The organism is Streptomyces callyspongiae, assembly GCF_047200695.1.
In the GTDB taxonomy this organism is placed as follows: Bacteria; Actinomycetota; Actinomycetes; order Streptomycetales; family Streptomycetaceae; genus Streptomyces.
Genome location: NZ_JBJZOM010000016.1, coordinates 24,357 through 40,766 on the forward strand (window position 1 = coordinate 24,357; position 16,410 = coordinate 40,766).

Annotated in this window: 12 protein-coding genes; 9 read left to right on the plus strand and 3 right to left on the minus strand. The window is 72.6% G+C overall.

Annotation, left to right across the window (positions count from 1 at the left end; translation table 11 throughout):
* Positions 1 to 56: 56 nt before the first annotated feature.
* Both ACL06G_RS16435 and ACL06G_RS16440 read right to left on the minus strand, forming a co-directional pair.
* Positions 57 to 1,154 carry an aldo/keto reductase gene (locus tag ACL06G_RS16435; RefSeq protein ID WP_412836231.1) on the minus strand — a complete coding sequence of 366 codons (1,098 nt, stop codon included), beginning with the start codon at positions 1,152 to 1,154 and terminating at the stop codon, positions 57 to 59.
* Between the two features lie 10 nt (positions 1,155 to 1,164).
* Positions 1,165 to 2,100 (minus strand): ATP-grasp domain-containing protein, encoded by a 936-nt coding sequence (locus tag ACL06G_RS16440; protein ID WP_412786314.1) that lies wholly within the window; start codon positions 2,098 to 2,100, stop codon positions 1,165 to 1,167.
* 171 nt (positions 2,101 to 2,271) lie between these two features.
* Here ACL06G_RS16440 and ACL06G_RS16445 point away from each other — a divergent pair, with 171 nt between their 5' ends.
* The 8 genes from ACL06G_RS16445 (at position 2,272) to ACL06G_RS16480 (ending at position 13,757) form a co-directional block, all read left to right on the plus strand.
* On the plus strand, positions 2,272 to 3,948 hold the full coding sequence (locus ACL06G_RS16445) for an AMP-binding protein (RefSeq protein WP_412786315.1): 1,677 nt from the start codon (positions 2,272 to 2,274) through the stop codon (positions 3,946 to 3,948).
* Positions 3,945 to 5,390, plus strand: coding sequence for an MFS transporter (locus ACL06G_RS16450; RefSeq protein ID WP_412786316.1), 1,446 nt, complete (start codon positions 3,945 to 3,947; stop codon positions 5,388 to 5,390). Before ACL06G_RS16445 ends, ACL06G_RS16450 begins: the two co-directional genes overlap by 4 nt.
* On the plus strand, positions 5,387 to 6,565 hold the full coding sequence (locus tag ACL06G_RS16455) for an NAD(P)/FAD-dependent oxidoreductase (protein WP_412786317.1): 1,179 nt from the start codon (positions 5,387 to 5,389) through the stop codon (positions 6,563 to 6,565). The genes ACL06G_RS16450 and ACL06G_RS16455 overlap by 4 nt, the downstream gene beginning before the upstream one ends.
* 38 nt (positions 6,566 to 6,603) lie before the next feature.
* Positions 6,604 to 9,669 (plus strand): non-ribosomal peptide synthetase, encoded by a 3,066-nt coding sequence (locus tag ACL06G_RS16460; protein WP_412836232.1) that lies wholly within the window; start codon positions 6,604 to 6,606, stop codon positions 9,667 to 9,669.
* A gap of 25 nt (positions 9,670 to 9,694) precedes the next feature.
* Complete coding sequence (locus ACL06G_RS16465) at positions 9,695 to 10,675, plus strand: aldo/keto reductase (protein WP_412786319.1); 981 nt, start codon at positions 9,695 to 9,697, stop codon at positions 10,673 to 10,675.
* Positions 10,642 to 11,409, plus strand: a complete 768-nt coding sequence (locus ACL06G_RS16470; protein WP_412836233.1) for a sulfotransferase-like domain-containing protein — start codon at positions 10,642 to 10,644, stop codon at positions 11,407 to 11,409. The genes ACL06G_RS16465 and ACL06G_RS16470 overlap by 34 nt, the downstream gene beginning before the upstream one ends.
* A 24-nt stretch (positions 11,410 to 11,433) precedes the next feature.
* Positions 11,434 to 12,264 (plus strand): family 3 encapsulin nanocompartment shell protein, encoded by an 831-nt coding sequence (locus tag ACL06G_RS16475; protein ID WP_412836234.1) that lies wholly within the window; start codon positions 11,434 to 11,436, stop codon positions 12,262 to 12,264.
* A 227-nt stretch (positions 12,265 to 12,491) separates the two neighbouring features.
* Positions 12,492 to 13,757 carry a lipase family protein gene (locus tag ACL06G_RS16480; protein ID WP_412786322.1) on the plus strand — a complete coding sequence of 422 codons (1,266 nt, stop codon included), beginning with the start codon at positions 12,492 to 12,494 and terminating at the stop codon, positions 13,755 to 13,757.
* A 22-nt stretch (positions 13,758 to 13,779) separates the two neighbouring features.
* On the opposite strand, the gene ACL06G_RS16485 is transcribed toward ACL06G_RS16480, so the two are convergent.
* Positions 13,780 to 15,972 carry a SpoIIE family protein phosphatase gene (locus ACL06G_RS16485; protein WP_412836235.1) on the minus strand — a complete coding sequence of 731 codons (2,193 nt, stop codon included), beginning with the start codon at positions 15,970 to 15,972 and terminating at the stop codon, positions 13,780 to 13,782.
* 223 nt (positions 15,973 to 16,195) lie between these two features.
* Between ACL06G_RS16485 and ACL06G_RS16490 the strand changes: the two genes are divergently transcribed.
* Positions 16,196 to 16,381, plus strand: coding sequence for a hypothetical protein (locus ACL06G_RS16490; protein ID WP_412836236.1), 186 nt, complete (start codon positions 16,196 to 16,198; stop codon positions 16,379 to 16,381).
* Positions 16,382 to 16,410 lie beyond the last annotated feature (29 nt).

Genomic DNA, 16,410 nt, shown 5'->3' on the forward strand with positions numbered 1-16,410 from the left:
GGGGCGGGCGGGTCCGGGGGCGGACGGATGTCCTCCCCCGGGCCCGCCCGCAGCCGTCACGCGACCGGAGGAGACGCGTCGTCCACCCGGGAGGAGTCCCCTCCGAGGAGCGACTCCCTGACCAGGCCGGTGATCTCGTGGGGACTGCCGGGCTCGATGGCGCTGGCCTTGTCGAGCCGCGCAGCCTGCTCGCCGCTCAGCGAGGTCGTGAGCGCCTCCAGGTAGTGGTCGAGCTGCTCCCCGGTGCGCGGGCCGATGATGGGTATGTACGCGGTTGCCGCACCGGCCGCCCGGTTCCGCAGCCAGGCGAGGGAGACCTGCGACGGCGACATGCCGGTCTCCTCGGCGACGTCCAGCACCGTGGAGACGATCTCGGCGATGCGGTCGGTGTCGTTCCGGGGGTGGCGACGGTTCTCTTCGCTGACCCACCCCTGCTCGGTCCGGCGGTACTTGCCGGTGAGCAGACCCCCGGCGAGCGGAGACCAGAGCGCCGCGCCCAGGCCCAGCGCGTCCGCCATCGGGAGCAGTTCCCGCTCCCCGGTCCGATTGACCAGGTTGTACTCGGTCTGCACCGCCACGATGGGTGACCAGCCGCGCAGCTCGGCGATGGTGACCGCACGGGACACCCGCCATGCGGGGAAGTTGGACAACCCCGCGTAGAGGATCTTGCCGCTGCTCACCAGATGGTCGATGGCGGCGAGAATCTCCTCGGCGGGCGTGAGACCGTCCGGGAAGTGCGCCCAGTAGAGGTCGATGTAGTCGGTCCCCAGTCGGCGCAGGCTGCCCTCCACCGAGCGGATCATGTTCTTCCGGCTGTTGCCGGTGTCCGAGATGCGTGGCCGGGTGGAGGCGCTGTTGGTGTACTTCGTCGAGACCACGAAGTGGTCGCGGTCCGCGGCCAGGAATTCGCCCAGCAGCGTCTCCGCCTCTCCGAACTGCGCGCTGTCCGCGGTGTCGAGGAGGGTGCCGCCCGCTTCCGCGAACCGGTCGAAGACCCGCCGGCATTCCTCCCTGCCGGAGCCGTCGCCGCGCCGCCCCCACAGCAGCCGTCTCGCGTCGTCGCTGTCGCCCACGCCCGCCCCGAAGTTGGAGGTGCCCAGCGCGAACTCGGAGACGCGCAGACCGGTGCTCCTGCCGAACGTCGTGTAGCGCATCCCGGCCTCCTCAGCCATTCTGCGGGCCGGTCGTGTCCACGGCCGCTGCCGTCCGGGCCGCGGGGCCCGTCTCCCGTTCGACCCAGTCGTACACGCCGTCCAGCACCTGCCGGTGCTGCGCGGGGCCGAGGATGCTGAGGAATCCGGGCACCTCGTTCACCTCGAGGATCAGGTAGCCGCCCTCGTGCGGCAGGATGTCCAGACCCGCCAGGGTGAGGCCCAGCGCCCGGGTGGCGCGCAGCGAGATGTCGAGGAGCTCCTCGGGGGCGTCGTACCGCTCGAAGCTTGCGCCCTCCAGGGTCTTGCACCGCCAGGAGCCGGGCGGCGGCAGTTTGAGGATGTTGATGGGCGCGGTGTCGCCGGCCACCGTGATGCGGAACTCGCCGCCCTTGGTGGGGTAGAAGGGCTGGCAGAGCAGGTTCGACGTCCGCGCCAGGAGTTCCTCGGCTATGTCCTTCTCGGCCCCGAAGTCGGCGATGCGCTCCACGTCGGCGCCGCCGTACCCGTCGCTCGGCTTGAGAATGACGTCGCCCCACTCGGCGCAGGCCGCCTCCACCTCCGGGAGGGAGGAGATCGACCGCACGGGAGGGGTCGGGAGCCCGGCCCGGGCCAGGCGCTGGGCCGTGAGGAACTTGCTGCTGGCCGTCTGCCAGGCGTCGGCCGGTGCGAACAGCCGGACGCCCGGCGTGCTGCCGATCATGCGCAGGCGCTCCATGCGCTCCTGGGAATCCGCGCCGAAGCAGCGCGAGCGGTTGATGAACGCGTCGAAGGACCGCACGGGTTCGCCGGCCAGCAGGACCTCGACACCGTCCGGCCCGGGCACGTACGTCACCTCGTCCAGCGTGGCGAACGAGGTCTCGTGCCCCCGCCGCCGGCCGTGCTCGACCAAGCTGTGGCCATCGGGGTCGATGCCCGAGTAGTCCCATCCGAGCACGCCGATCTTCACGCCGTCATCGCCTCCCCGCCTGATCGTCTCCGCGCGGAAGCCTCACCCGGGCCCCACTGGGTGTCAATACTTTGCACACCCATAAAAGTTGGTTCGCATTCTCCACAACCGAGTCCGGTATTCAGGACTTCCGCACTCGATGGTCATCCTCTAGGCTCACCGCCCGGATTCGTGGTCGAGTACGAAGGGACCGGAGTGGGCATGTGGGACACGCTGGTGAGGCCGGGGCCCGAGCAGGCCGCGAGGTACTACGCCAAGGGGTGGTGGCGGGAGACGACCTTCGTGGACGATCTCGACGACGCGGCGAGGGAGCGGGGCGATCACCCGGCCGTCATCGCCTACGAGGGCCGGGAACTCGTCCGGACCATCGACTACGCCGAGCTCCAACGTCTCGTACGACGCTTCGCCGCCGCGCTCCTGGAGCTGGGCATCGGGCGGGGTGACGACGTCGCTGCCTACATGCCCAACCGCTGGCAGCTCCTCCCGCTCTACCTCGCCTGCCACGAGATCGGAGCGGTCATCACACCGGTGATCCCGCTGCTCGGCGCGCGCGAACTGGAGTTCGTGCTGCAGCAGAGCAGCGCCAGGATCTGCGTGACGGTGGACCAGGTCGACGGCGCGGACTTCGGGGCCCGCCTGGCCGGTGCGGACGCCCCGGCCCTGGAGCACCGTGTGGTGATCGGGGACGCCGCCGCGTCGGACGCGATCGACTTCGACGAGTTCTTCGTCAGGACCCCGTGGGAGGAGCGGCACACGCTGGATCCGGAGGACCGGCTGCGTCCCGACGAACCGTCGCTGCTGCTCTACACCTCCGGCACCACCGGCCGGATGAAGGGCGTGGTGCACAGCCAGAACACGCTGTACGCCTCGGTGCTCGCCGTGTCGCGTCCGCACCGCCTCGGTCCGGACGACGTCATCTCGATCCCCAACTTCCTCACGCACATGGCGGCGCTGACCTACGCCTGCTACATGCCGCTCCTGGTGCACGGCACCACGGTGCTGCAGGACAACGGCAAGGACAGCGGACTTCTCCTGGACAACGTGGCCCGGCACAAGGTGACCTGGGCGTACGCCTCGCCCGCGTTCCTGCTGGACCTGCTGGACGAGCAGCGCAGGGAGCCCCGGGACACCTCCAGCGTCGGCCAGATCGTGTCGGGCTCGGCGCCGATCCAGCCCCACATCATCAGCGACGTGCGGGAAGTGTTCGACCTCCCCGTCCGCGCACTGTGGGGCATGACGGAGAACGGCGCGGTCACCGTCACCCGCGGCGACGACCCGGAGGGCTGGGCCGCGCACAGCGACGGCCGTCCCGAGGAGTCGATGGAGATACGCATCGACTGCGAGCCGGGCAACGAGGAAGGCAGGCTGCTGGTGCGCGGCGCGTCGCAGTGCCTCGGCTACCTCGGCCAGCGCGAGGTCTACGAGGCCTGCCTCGACGAGGACGGCTGGTTCGACACCACCGACCTCGCCCGTGACGACGGGCGTGGCGGCATCCGCATCACCGGGCGCACCGCCGACCAGATCATGCGGTCCAGCGGTCACCTGGTGTCCACGCTGGAGGTCGAGTCGGTCCTCACCCGCCATCCGCAGGTGCGGGAAGTGGCGCTGGTCGGCTACCCCGATCCGCGGATGCCCAGCGGCCAACTCGTCTGCGCCGTGGTGGTCGCCGAGGGCGACCCGCCCACCCTGGAGGAGCTGCACGCGTTCCTGGAGAAGGAGCGGATGGGCAAGATCCTGTGGCCGGACCGGGTGCAGTTCGTGTGGCAGCTGCCCAAGAACGCGCTCGGGAAGGTGCTTCGGCAGCCGCTGCGCGAGCGGCTGGAGACCGAGTTCGCCAGCCGCCGATGACGACGCCTCGGCAGGCGACCGCGTCGGCCGCGAAGGAGGACACGGCCGAGCACCGGCGCAAGTCCGTGGCGCTCGCCCTGATCTCGGTGGCGCAGCTGATGTTCCTGCTGGACGCGACCATTGTGAACGTGGCCCTGCCCAGCATTCAGAACTCGCTGGCGCTGGCGGGCTCCCAGCTCGAATGGGTGGTCGCGTCCTACTCGATCGCGTTCGGCGGGCTGCTCATGCTCGGCGGCCGGCTGGGGGACATCCTCGGGCGGCGACGGGTGTTCGCCCTGGGCGTCGCGCTGTTCACCGCGGCGTCCCTGGTGGGCGGGTTCGCCGGTGAGCCGTGGCTGCTGATCGTCTGCCGCACGCTGCAGGGCGTCGGTGCCGCGGCCGCCTCGCCGGCGGCACTGTCGCTCATCGCCGTGACCTTCCAGGAGGGGCCGCAGCGCAACCGGGCGGTGGGGTGGTACACGGCCGTGGCCACGGCCGGAGGCGGTGTCGGACTGCTGGCAGGAGGTCTCATCGCCGCGTACCTGTCCTGGCGTTGGGTGATGTTCGTCAACGTTCCGGTGGGTGCGGCGGTGCTGGTCGCGCTGCGGCGGGTCCTGCCGGAGACCGCGCGGCAGCGGGGTTCCTTCGACGCGACCGGTGCGTTGACGGGAACGCTCGCCGCCCTGTTACTGGTGTACGGGCTGGTCGGGGGCGCCTCCGAGGGCGGGGACTGGACCGCAGCCCCGGTGCTGGTGAGCCTGGCGGCCTCGGCGGTACTGCTGCCGGCATTCGTCCTGGTGGAGCGGCGGTCCGCGCAACCCCTGGTGCCCTTGCGGCTGTTCACGGACCGGACCAGGTTCGGCACGTACGCGGTCCTGGCGCTGGTGAGCACCGCGATGTTCGGCATCTTCTTCTTCCTCACCCTCTTCCTGCAGCGCGTCTGGGACTACTCCCCGCTGCACACCGCGTTCGTCTATCTCCCGCTCACCTGCCTGATGGTGACGGGCGCGAAGCTGAGTTCCCGCCTGGTGGCCCTGATGGGTACCAGGCGTCTGGTCTGCGGCGGGCTCCTGGTCGCGGCGGTCGGGATGCTGTGGCTGTCCCGGATCGGTGAATCGAGCGGCTGGGCCGCCGGGATGCTCGTGCCGACGGTGCTGGTCTACTCCGGGCTCGGGGTGACGGGCGTCCCGCTCACCCTCGCCGCGCTGGCCCGCGTCGCGGACGAGGACTCCGGTGCCGCATCCGGCCTGTTCAGCATGGCCCGCCAGATCGGCGGCGCCATCGGACTCGCCGCGCTCGGCGCGGTGGTGTGGCCGTCGGTGGCGGCCGCGGCCGACGGGACGACCGCGGAGGCCGCGCTCTCCGACGGTGCGTCACGCGGCTTCCTGGTGGCGGCCGGTGTCACGCTGCTCGCGCTGCTGATCGCCCTGGCCACGGTGCCGAGGAAGGAGCGAGACGTATGACGGGAGGCACGGAAGGGGCCGGCACCGGGCCGGTCGGCAGCGACTTCCTGGTCGTGGGTGCCGGGATCGCCGGGGCCGCGGCCGCCTACTTCCTGAGCCGCCACGGGGCGGTGACGGTGCTGGAGGCCGAGCGCGCGCCGGGCGTCCACGCGACGGGTCGTTCCTCCGGCCTCTTCTCCGAGTACTACGGGAACCCCACGGTCCGGTCGCTCACCGAGGCGTCACGGGGCTTCTACACGCGGCCGCCGGAGGGGTTCTGCAGCGCCGAACTCCTCCATCCGCGCGGCGTCCTCGCCCTGGAGACACCCGGCTCGGCGGAGGCGTTCGACGAGGCGAAGGTGTCCGGCGCGCGCGCCCCGCAACCGGTGGTGGAGGTGGATCCGGCCGAAGCGCGGCGTCTCTGCCCGGCCCTGCGGCCGGAGGCGTTCGGCCGGGCCCTGTACAAGCCCGGGGCCTGCGACGTGGACGTCGACGCCGCCCATCAGGGTTTCCTGCGCGGTGCGCGTGCGGCGGGCGGCCGCATCGTCACCTCCGCACGCGTCATGGGCCTGTCGCACCGCAGGGGCGCCTGGTGCGCCCGCACTCCCGCGGGAGAGTTCACCGCGCCGCTCCTGGTGGACGCCGCCGGGGCGTGGTCGGACGAGCTGGCCCGCCTCGCGGGTGTTCCTCCCGCCGGGCTGGTGCCCCGCCGCCGGACGGCGGCTCTCGTACCGGTCCCGCCGCACGACGACGGCCGGGAACGAGGGGTCGCGGACTGGCCGATGGTCGCGGACGTTGCCGGCACCTTCTACGGCAGGCCCGAGTCCGGCGGCCTGCTGCTCTCCCCGGTGGACGAGACGCCCGTTCCGCCGGGCGACGTGCGGCCGGAGGATGTCGACGTGGCCCTCGCGCTCGAACGCTTCACCGCCGTGGTGGACCTTCCGCTGCGGCACGTACGCCGTGCCTGGGCAGGGCTCCGCACCTCGCCCGCCGACGACGTGCCGCTCGTCGGCCCCGCCCCCGGGGCCGACGGGTTCCACCGGCTCGCCGGTCTCGGCGGCTACGGCATCCAGACCGCCCCCGCGGCAGGCGCCCTGCTCGCCGCACTCGTGACAGGAGAACCCCCGCCCACCGGTCTCGAAGCCGCGGTTCCGGCGCTGTCCCCGGCCCGGAACGCCGGCTCCGTCCTCCGGTGAACCGTCGTCCCCTTTCCCGAGGCGAAGAGTTCGGAGTTATGTCGGAAGCAACGCTGCAGTCCGCCGGCAGACGCGCGGACCTCGGACCGTACAAGCCCGTGACCGCCCTCATCGAGGAGCAGACCGACCGCACCCCGCACCGGCCCGCCCTCACCCACCGCGGTGAGGAGACCGAGACGACGCTCACCTACGCGGAGTTCGACGCGCTGGCGAACGGGCTGGCGGCGGAACTCACCTCCTGCGGCGTGCGCGAGGGCGACATGGTGCCCGTCGTGATCGGCAACAGCGTCGAACTCGCGCTGTGCACCGTGGCGGTGATGAAGATCGGCGCGGTGTTCACGCTGTGCGACCCGGCCTGGCCGGAGGAGCGGCTGCGGGCGGTGTTCACCGTTCTCCGGCCGCCGCTCGCCCTCACGTCTGCACCGCTGGCGAGCACCGGCCCCCGCGCCCACCTCGTCTCCTGGCGGGACATCGCCCCGAGCCGCGAACGGCCGGGCGTGCGTCCCGGCCCGGACAGTCCCGCCTACGGCGTGTTCACCTCCGGCACCACCGGGGTGCCCAAGTGCGCGGTGAACCTGCACCGCGGACTCAGCAACCGTTTCCGCTTCATGACGCGGTGGTTCGCCGCCACCGGTGACGAGGTGGTGCTGCAGAACAGCCGCCACACCTTCGACTCGGCGATCTGGCAGATGCTCTGGCCGCTGACGACGGGCGGTCGCACGGTCATCCCCGAGCAGGGCGAGTTCCTGGACCTGGAGCGGACGGTGGAGACCATCGCCCACCACCGGGTCACGGTCACCGACTTCGTGCCCGCGATCCTCGCGATGCTGGTCGCCCTCCTGGAGGCGGACCCCTCCGCCGTGGACAAGGTGTCCTCGCTGCGTCACCTGGTGGTGGGCGGCGAGGAGATCATCCCGCGGGCCGTGCACCGGCTGCGCGAACTCGTTCCCGCGCTGACCGTCACCAACGGGTACGGGCCGTCGGAGACCTCCATCGGCATGGTGTTCCACCGGGTGACCGAGGACGACGGGGACCACATCCCGCTCGGGAGCCCCATCGACAACTGCTGGACCGTGGTGGCCGACGAGGACCTGCGGCCGCTGCCGCCCGGAACGACCGGCGAGATCCTGGTGGGCGGCGAGTGCGTGGGTGCCGGTTACCTCGGCGATCCCGCGCGCACCGCGGAGGTCTTCGTCCCCAATCCGTTCCCGGAGATCCCCGGCAGGGTGTTGTACCGCACCGGGGACCTCGGCAGGATCGGCACGGACGGGCTGCTCCGCTTCGGCGGTCGGCGTGACCGACAGGCGAAAGTGGACGGTGTGCGCATAGAGCCGGCCGAGATCGAGACGGCGGGTGAGGGGTGTCCCGGAGTCGTCCAGGCCAAGGCCATGACGCTCCGCAGGGGCGGCCGCACCCGGCTGGTGCTCGTGGCGGCGGCCGACGAGAGCCTGACTCCCGCAGCGCTCCGCGACCATCTGCGCGGCGTGCTGCCGCGCGTCCAGGTGCCGCAGCACTGCTTCGTGCTCCAGGCTCTTCCGCTCTCCGACACCGGCAAGGTCGACCTGCGCGCGCTGCGCGACGTCGTCGAGGAGAAGCTGGATTCCGAGGCCGACTCCGCTCCGCCCGCCGACGCCTCCGCCGCCGAGCGCATCGCGCACGTCATGCGCACCGTGCTCGCGCTGCCCCGCTTCGGTACCGAGGACGACTTCTTCGCCCACGGCGGGGACTCGCTCACGGCTCTGAGCGTCGTCATCCGCATCCGGGACGGCGCCGGCCTTCCCGTGGTCCTCTCCGACCTCTACGGCCACCGCACCCCGGAACTCCTCGCGGAGGCGCTCACCGGCCCGGCCGCCCCGCCGCCCGACGCGGCGGGCGGTGACGAGGCGCTCATGGCGCGGGACGCGGTGTTCAGCGAGGAACTCGCGGGCCTGGTGGCACAGGCCGTCCGCGGCGGCACCCCGTGTGCGGACCGGCCGGTGCCGCCGCGGAACGTCCTGGTCACCGGCGCCACCGGCTTCGTGGGCACCCGTACCCTCCACACCCTGCTGACGACCACCGGTGCTCGTGCCGTGTGCGTCGTACGGGCCCCCGACGACGCGGCCGCGGCACGGCGCGTCCTGCGCGCCCTGGAGGACCACGGCCTGTGGGACCCGACGTTCGCCGCGCGTATCGACGCCCGCAGCGGCGAGTTGGGCAGCCCGCGGTTCGGGCTGGCCGCCGCCGAGTGGGACCGGCTGACCGCCGAGTGCGACGCGGTGCTCCACATCGGGGCGCTGGTCAACTTCCTCCTCGACTACCGGGCCCACCGCCCGGCCAACGTGCTCGGAACCACGGAGGCCCTGCGCTTCGCCCTGACCGGACGTCCGAAGCCGTTGCACCACGTCTCCACCCTCGGAGTGCTCGACCGGCATGCCGCGGACCACGGTCGGCGCCTGGGGGAGGACTGCGATCCGGGCACCGTCACGCCGCCGTTCAGCGGTTACAGCCGCTCCAAGTGGGTCGCGGAGCGGCTGCTGCTGGAAGCCGCGCGGCTCGGCGCGCCGGTGACCGTGTACCGGCTGGGCGAGGCGATGCCGGCCGCCGACAACGGGCTGCCGAACGCGAAGGCGCTGACCCACCTGCTGCTGTCGGCCTTCCACCGCCTCGGGGTGCGGCCGGACGTGCCGATGCTGTCCGACTGGACACCGGTCGACGAAGCGGCGGCCCGGCTCGTCGCCGGGGTGTGCGAACCGGCCGCGGGCGCCGTGTACCACGTGTACCGCGACCGCAGTGTGGACTTCGCGGGAGTCGAGGCCGCCGGGGGCCCGGGGACGCGTGCCGTCCCCCCGGGCGAGTTCATGGCCGCACTCCAGGCCCTCGCGGAGACCGACAGGCAGTCGGACGCCGCCCTGCTGCACGCCATGCTGACGTCCCTGCCCGCGGCCGCCCCCGGGTGCGCCTTCCCCGACTTCCGCCGGCTCCTGGCGGACAACCCTGCCCTGTTCACCCGGCACGCCTGCGCCGCGCTCGACGCGCGCCACGCCCTGAGGGACGCCTCTCTGGAACCGGCGCTCGCCGCCTATCGCACCACCCTGGGCGCACCCGTCGCCCTTTCCCGTTCCTGACACCCCGACAAGGAGACGAATCACCGTGCACTACCGGACCATGGGCCGCCTCGGCTGGCAGGTCAGCGAGATCGGCTACGGCATGTGGGGCATCGGCGGCGGCCCCGGCGGCTTCACCGGCTGGGACTACGACACTGCCCCCGACTGCCTCGACCTGGCGGTGGAGCTCGGCTGCACCTTTTTCGACACGGCCTGGGTCTACGGGCGCGGCGTCAGTGAGCAGATGCTCGGCTCCCTGCTGCGCCGCCACCCCGACAAGAAGCTGCGTGTCGCCACCAAGGTGCCGCCGCTCAACCGCGAGTGGCCTCCCGGCCCCGAGGACACCCTGGACGACGTGTTCCCGCCCCACCACATCAGGGAGTACGTCCACAAGAGCCTGGAGAACCTGGGCACCGACCGCATCGACCTGCTGCAGTTCCACGTCTGGGAGGACCGCTGGGCCGGTGACGAGCGCTGGCAGCGGGTCATCGACGACCTGAAGTCGGACGGCGTCATCGACGGCTTCGGGATCAGCGTGAACCGCTGGGAGCCCGCCAACTGCCTGCGGGCCCTCGACTCCGGCCTCGTCGATGTCATCCAGGTCATCTACAATATCTTCGACCAGGCCCCCGAGGACGAACTCTTCGCGCGCGCCCAGCAGGACGACATCGGCATCATCGCCCGTGTCCCGTTCGACGAGGGCGGGTTGACCGGCAGGCTCAGCCGCGACACCGTCTTCCCGGAGGACGACTGGCGCGCCGTCTACTTCGGTCCGGAGAACCTCGGCCCGACCGTCGACCGGGCGGAGGCGCTGCAGAAGGTACTGCCCGAGGGGCTGACGCTGCCGGAGGCTTCCCTGCGCTTCATCCTCCACCACCCCGCCGTGACCACCGTCATCCCCGGCATGCGCCGCGAGCCGCACGTGCGCGCCAACCTGGCGGTCTCGGGCAGGCCTCTGGACGAGGGGCTGCTCCGGGAACTGCGGGAGCACCGGTGGGACCGGCAGCCGACTGCGTGGTCCATGTGACCGTCATCGCGATGTGGGCGCACCCGCGGGCGGTGTCGACGGCGTTCCTGCGCATGATGATCGAGCGCGGGGACGTCACCGTCGTCCACGAACCGCTGGTGCTCCTCACCGACCACGGCGAGGTGGCGCTGCCCGCCCTGGCGGCGGACGGCGGCGCGGACGGCGCCACCACGACGGTCCGTGACCCGGGCGCGCTGCTGGACCACCTCGCCGCGCTGGGCGAGGAGGGGCCGGTGTTCTTCAAGGACACGTTGGAGTACAGCTACCGGCACCTGTTCGACCACCCGGAGCAGATCGCCGGCTTCGTCCACACCTTCATCGTGCGTGACCCGGCCCGGGCGATCGCCTCGCACCATGCGGTCAAGCCCGAGATGGCCTGCCGCGAAGCGGGCTACGAACACCAGTGGGCGCTGTTCGAACTGGCCCGGCGGGCCACCGGCGTGGATCCGGTGGTGGTCTCGGCCGAGCGTCTCCTCGCCGAGCCCGCTGCCGTGGTGGCCGCCTACTGCGCGCAGGTGGGGCTGCCGCACCGTCCGGAGGCGCTGAGCTGGAAGCCGGGAGAACGCGCCGAATGGGAGCAGAACCGGCGGTGGCACCTGGACGCCATCGCCAGCTCCTCCTTCCGGCTCCCGGACCGGGAGTACACCGTCACCGTCGAGAACGACGCCCGGCTGCGTTCCTACTACGAGCACCATCTCCCGTACTACGAACGGCTCGTCGCCCACGCGCTCTGAGCCCCGGCAGAACCAGGAGACCCGATGAACCAGGATGCCGCCCCGCAGGGTTCCGTACCCACGCCCGGCGAGGAGTTCGCCCGTGCCTTCGCCGAGAACCCCGAGAAGGCGGAGGTGCGCTTCGACTACACCCTGACCGACACGTTCCGGCCGGGGAAGGAGCGGCACCGGCTGACCGCGCGCAACCTGTTCCGCAAGCAGCCCGCCGACTCCGACGTGGTGCGTTCCTGGCACGAGACCCGGCCCGACCCGGAGCATGCCGACACCGCCTCCGGGCTGCGCGAGGACGCCTTCCGCTTCAGCCTCGCCGAGTACCGGGTGACGCCGATCGACGCCTGGGTGCAGATACCGGAGGGGCTGGGGGACGAACCGGCGGGCCTGGCGGCCTTCATCGACCGGCGGCTGATGGTGCGGCTGGGCACGGCGGAGAACCGCGCCCTCACCCACCAGGTCGTCCACCACCCCGACGTCGCGGAACTCCCCTACCGGAACGGCTACGAGACGGGTCTGCTGGCGGCGTTCGACGAGATCGAGCAGTCCGGCGGCACCGGGCACGCGATCATGGTGAATCCCTCGGACTACTACGGGCGTCTCGCCGGCTCGGGCAGTCTGCTGGACGATCTCGCCCGCGAGGGCGTGATGGTGTGCCGCCACCGCCAGGTGGAGCGCGGCTGCGCGCTGGTCGGCGACTTCGCCATGGCAGCCGTGCTGCTGGACGCGCGGCGTTCGGCGATCCGGGTCGCCGAGCCGCCGGCCGGTACCTTCGACGGCTCCGGCACGGCGGTGTGCGCCACGGTGCACGAGTCGGTCGCGGTCCAGCTGCCCACGCACTTCTTCCACGTGGTGCCCGCCTGAGCCTGGGCCGACGGGAACCACGGCACCGCGGCGCCCTGCGTGAGGCGGGCGCCGCGGTGCTCGGTGGCGGAGGAGCGGGACACGACGTACCCGCGAGTATTGACAGGGCGACCGCCGGCAAGCATGCTCCCAAGAACTTACCGGTGCGTAAGTTACTGTGGGTCACCTCACACGGGTGGCCCTCGTCCGGAACCACCCCCTCCGACTGCTCCCGTGAGGAGTCGCCCGTGACGTTCCGTCCGTCCGCCCGCGCCCGCGCGCTTCCCCGAAGAGCGTGCACCGCCCTGCTCGCCGTCCTGACCGCGGTCTCCGCCGGCCTCGTCGCCGCACCCGCCGCGCAGGCCGCCGAGGCCGAACGGCCGCCGTTCTACGAACCGCCGGCCGCGCTGCCCGCCCACAACGGTGACGTGATCCGCTCCGAGCCGTCCGACTTCTACCTCGATCCCCTCAAGCTCCTGAAGGCCGACGCCGTCGTCAACCGGGTGATGTACCGCTCGACCGACGGAGGCGGCGCGCCCATCGCGGTCACCGGGACCGTGCTCACACCCCGCACACCCTGGAAGGGCGAGGGCGAACGTCCCGTCATCGGGTACGCGCCGGGGACGCAGGGGCTCGCCGACCACTGCGCGCCCTCCCGCAGGCTCGCCGCCGGCACCGAGTACGAGGGCCTGTTCGCCCAGGGCCTGCTCGCCCGCGGCTACGCCGTCGCCATGACGGACTACGAGGGCCTCGGCACCCCCGGGGTCCACACCTATGTCAACCGCGCGGTCTCCGGGCACGCGGTGCTGGACATGGTCCGCGCGGCGCAGCGGCTGCCCGAGGCGGACCTGCCGGACGCCGGGCCGGTCGCGGTGACGGGCTACTCGCAGGGCGGCGGTGCCGCCGCGGCGGCCGCCGAACTCGCGCACGGCTACGCCCCCGAACTCGACCTGCGGGGCGTCGCCGCCGGCGCCGTACCCGCCGATCTGCCGCCCGTCGCACGCACCCTCGACGGCGGCCCCTACTCGGCGTTCCTCGGCTACGCCGTCGCCGGCCTGGCCGCGGGCGACGACCTCGACCTCTCCCCCTACCTCAACGAGGCGGGGGAGCGGTTCGTGGCCCGGGCGAAGGAGTACTGCACCGAGGAGGCCCTGCTGCGGCTCGCGTTCACCCGCTCGGCGACGCTGACCGAGGACGGGCGGCCGCTGACGGACCACCTGGAGGAGGAGCCCTTCGCCTCCCTCGTCGCCGAGCAGGAGATCGGTGACGGCGCCCGCGCGCCCCGGGTGCCGACCCTGGTCACCCACAGCCTGCTCGACGACGTGATCCCGTACGGCGTCGGCAAGCGGATGGCCGCCGACTGGTGCGCGGCCGGCGCCGAGCACGTCCGGTTCTCCTCCAACCTCGGCCCCACCCACGTGGGGGGAGCGGTCGCCGGATTCCCGGTGGTCTTCGGCTGGCTGGAGGGCCGGTTCGCCGGACGGTCGCCGGGGTCGAGCTGCGGGTGGTTGTAGGCGGCCCGGGGGACCTGCGCCCTCAGCAGGACATCCGCACCAGCAGTACGGCGATGTCGTCGTGGAGGGAGCGTGCCGCCGCCGGTTCGGCGATGCGCTCGACGATCTCCTCCAGGTCCCCGTGACCGGCGGAGCCACCGGGTACGTCGTCCCCCTTCCCCCGAGGGGGCGGCGTGCCCGGTCCGGTACGGCGGGCGGTGCCGGCCCCGACGTACCGCGCCATGCGCCGGCAGAGCTCGGCGACGCCCTCCCCGTAGTCGGTGCCCGGCTCCTCGACCAGCCCGTCGGTGAACAGCAGCAGCGCCCCGCCCGGCGGCAGGTCGACCACCGTCTCCGGGTAGTCGTCGGCGAAGGTGCCCAGCGGCATGCCGCCCGGCACCTCCACCTCCCCGGTGCGGCCGTCGGCCTGTGCCAGCAGCGGATACGGATGCCCCGCCCGGGCCAGGAGCATGCGGCCGCTGTCCGGGGTGATCTCGGCGATGCAGCAGGTCGCCAGCAGCCCCGTCTCGAGTTCTCTCAGCGACTGGTCGCCGCGGGCCAGCAGGTCCGCCGGACCGTGGCCCTCCGCCGCGTAGGCGCGCATCGCGGTGCGGAGCTGGCCCATGACACCCGCGGCCCGCACGTTGTGCCCCTGGACGTCACCGATGATCAGGGCCACCCGGCCGCCCGGACGCGGCACCACGTCGTACCAGTCGCCGCCGACCTCCAGCCCCTCGGCACCCGGCCGGTAGCTCACCGCGACGTCCAGCCCGCGGATCGGGGGCAGCCGCAACGGCAGCATGAGCCGCTGGAGTTCGGTCAGGTACTCGCGGCGGGTGTCCTGCAGCCGGGCGCGGGCCATCGACTGGCCCATGAGGCCGGCGACGGCCGTGAGCACGGTGCGGTCCTCGGAGGTGAACGTTCGCGGCCGGTCGTAGATCAGCGAGCAGACGCCCACGGGACCGTCCGCCGCGTTCATCGGCAGCACCGCCCAGGCGTGCTGGTCGGGGGGCGGGACCAGGCGCGGGTCCGGTACCCGGTCCGCCCACTCCTGCCGCGACTCCACGAACAGCGGGACCCCGGCGTGGAGCGGCTCCAGCACGGGGTTGCCGTGGGCGTTGCGGGCCGCCTCGTCGACGAGCCGCCTGCCCTCCTCGTCGAACCCCACGGACCCGATCAGGCGCATGGGTCCGTGCTCCTGCTGCACGTACACCGCGAGCCAGCGTGCGCCGAGTGCCGGGACCGCCTGCTCGATAAGGGTCGTCACCACGTCGTCCACGGTGATCGCGGAGGTGAGGCCACCGGTCAGACTGAGGACGAACTCGCCGCGTGCCTGCCGGGCCGAGTCCCGCTCGACCTCCTCCGTACGGTCCCGGACGACGCCGATCGCGCCCCGCGGTTCGTCCCCGTCGGCGACGACCCTGCTCTCGGTGTCGATCCAGCGCACCGACCCGTCGGCGCGGACGACTCGGCACACCACGTGGTATCTGCCGGTGCGGCGGCTCTGCGCGACGGCGTCCTCGACGAGGTGCCGGTCGGCCGGGTGCACGGCGTCGAAGAGCGTCTCGATCCTGCCGTCGAAGTCGTCGGGGGAGATGCCGAACAGCGCACACACGTGTTCGTCCCACACCAGGGTTCCGCTGTCGAAGTCCCACTCGAAGGAGCCGATGCCCGCGTCGGCCATGGCCAGGTCGCGCGTCCGGCTGCGCGTGCCGCCCGGAGCGGCGGGGGAGCCGTGGCCGCGCACCGTCGCGGGGCCCGCCTCCTGCGTGTCTTCCGGCATCCCGAGCAGGTACCGCCACCGGTGGGCGCAGACCGTTCCCACCGCGCGGATCCGGGCACGGTTCCGGTCGCCGGCGGAGTGGCCGGCCGGCAGCAGCAGAAGCAGCACGCCGAGCCGCTCGCCGTCCGCCACCAGCGGAAGGGCCGCGCGCTCGCCCGCTCCCTCCGGCAGCCGTCCGTCGTGGACCGGTGAGTACACCGGTGCGGGGCCCTCGGCGGCGCGGAGCACCGCCGGGTCGGCGGCGAGCGCGGCTGCCGCCGGCTCCCCGAGTCCCGCGGCCGCCTCGAGAGCGAGCACGCCGTCGGTGCGTCTGCGGTACAGCGCCCCCGCGATCGGGACGCCGGGCGGCAGCGCCGCCGCAGCCGCCGCGGTCAGCAACTCGGCGCCGTCGTTGCAGGTCAGCAGTCGGACGAGGCTGTCATCGCCGCCCCAGACCGTGGTGTCGACTGCCATCTGCGGCTCCTCCGGCGCCCCGCGCTCACTCCGTGGTGCCATCCTGGTCCAGGAGGGGCGGAACCGCATGGCGGGCGCACTCCTCCGGCGTCGGGTGACGGGCGGAAAAACTGTTGCCGAGCAGTGACGGAAACCCCTGGCTCACGGTGCACGAAGCGGGCATCATCGGCGTAAGTCCTCAAGTACCGGGCGAGACCCGGCAGGTAGCAGGAGACCGATCCCCATGCGTGCATCCTGGACCCACATGCTGCGCTTCTGCCGCGAAGTGGCCTACGGCATCGATTCCATGAGCGCACTTCGTCACGGTCGGCAGCCGGGTGTGCCGCCGTACCTGCCGCCGTCGCTGTTCGGCGCGTCGTCCGCGCTTCCCCGCGGAACGGCGGACCGTCCTCCGATGGAACGGCTCTGACACCACCCTCCGGGCGAGGCGGGGACCAC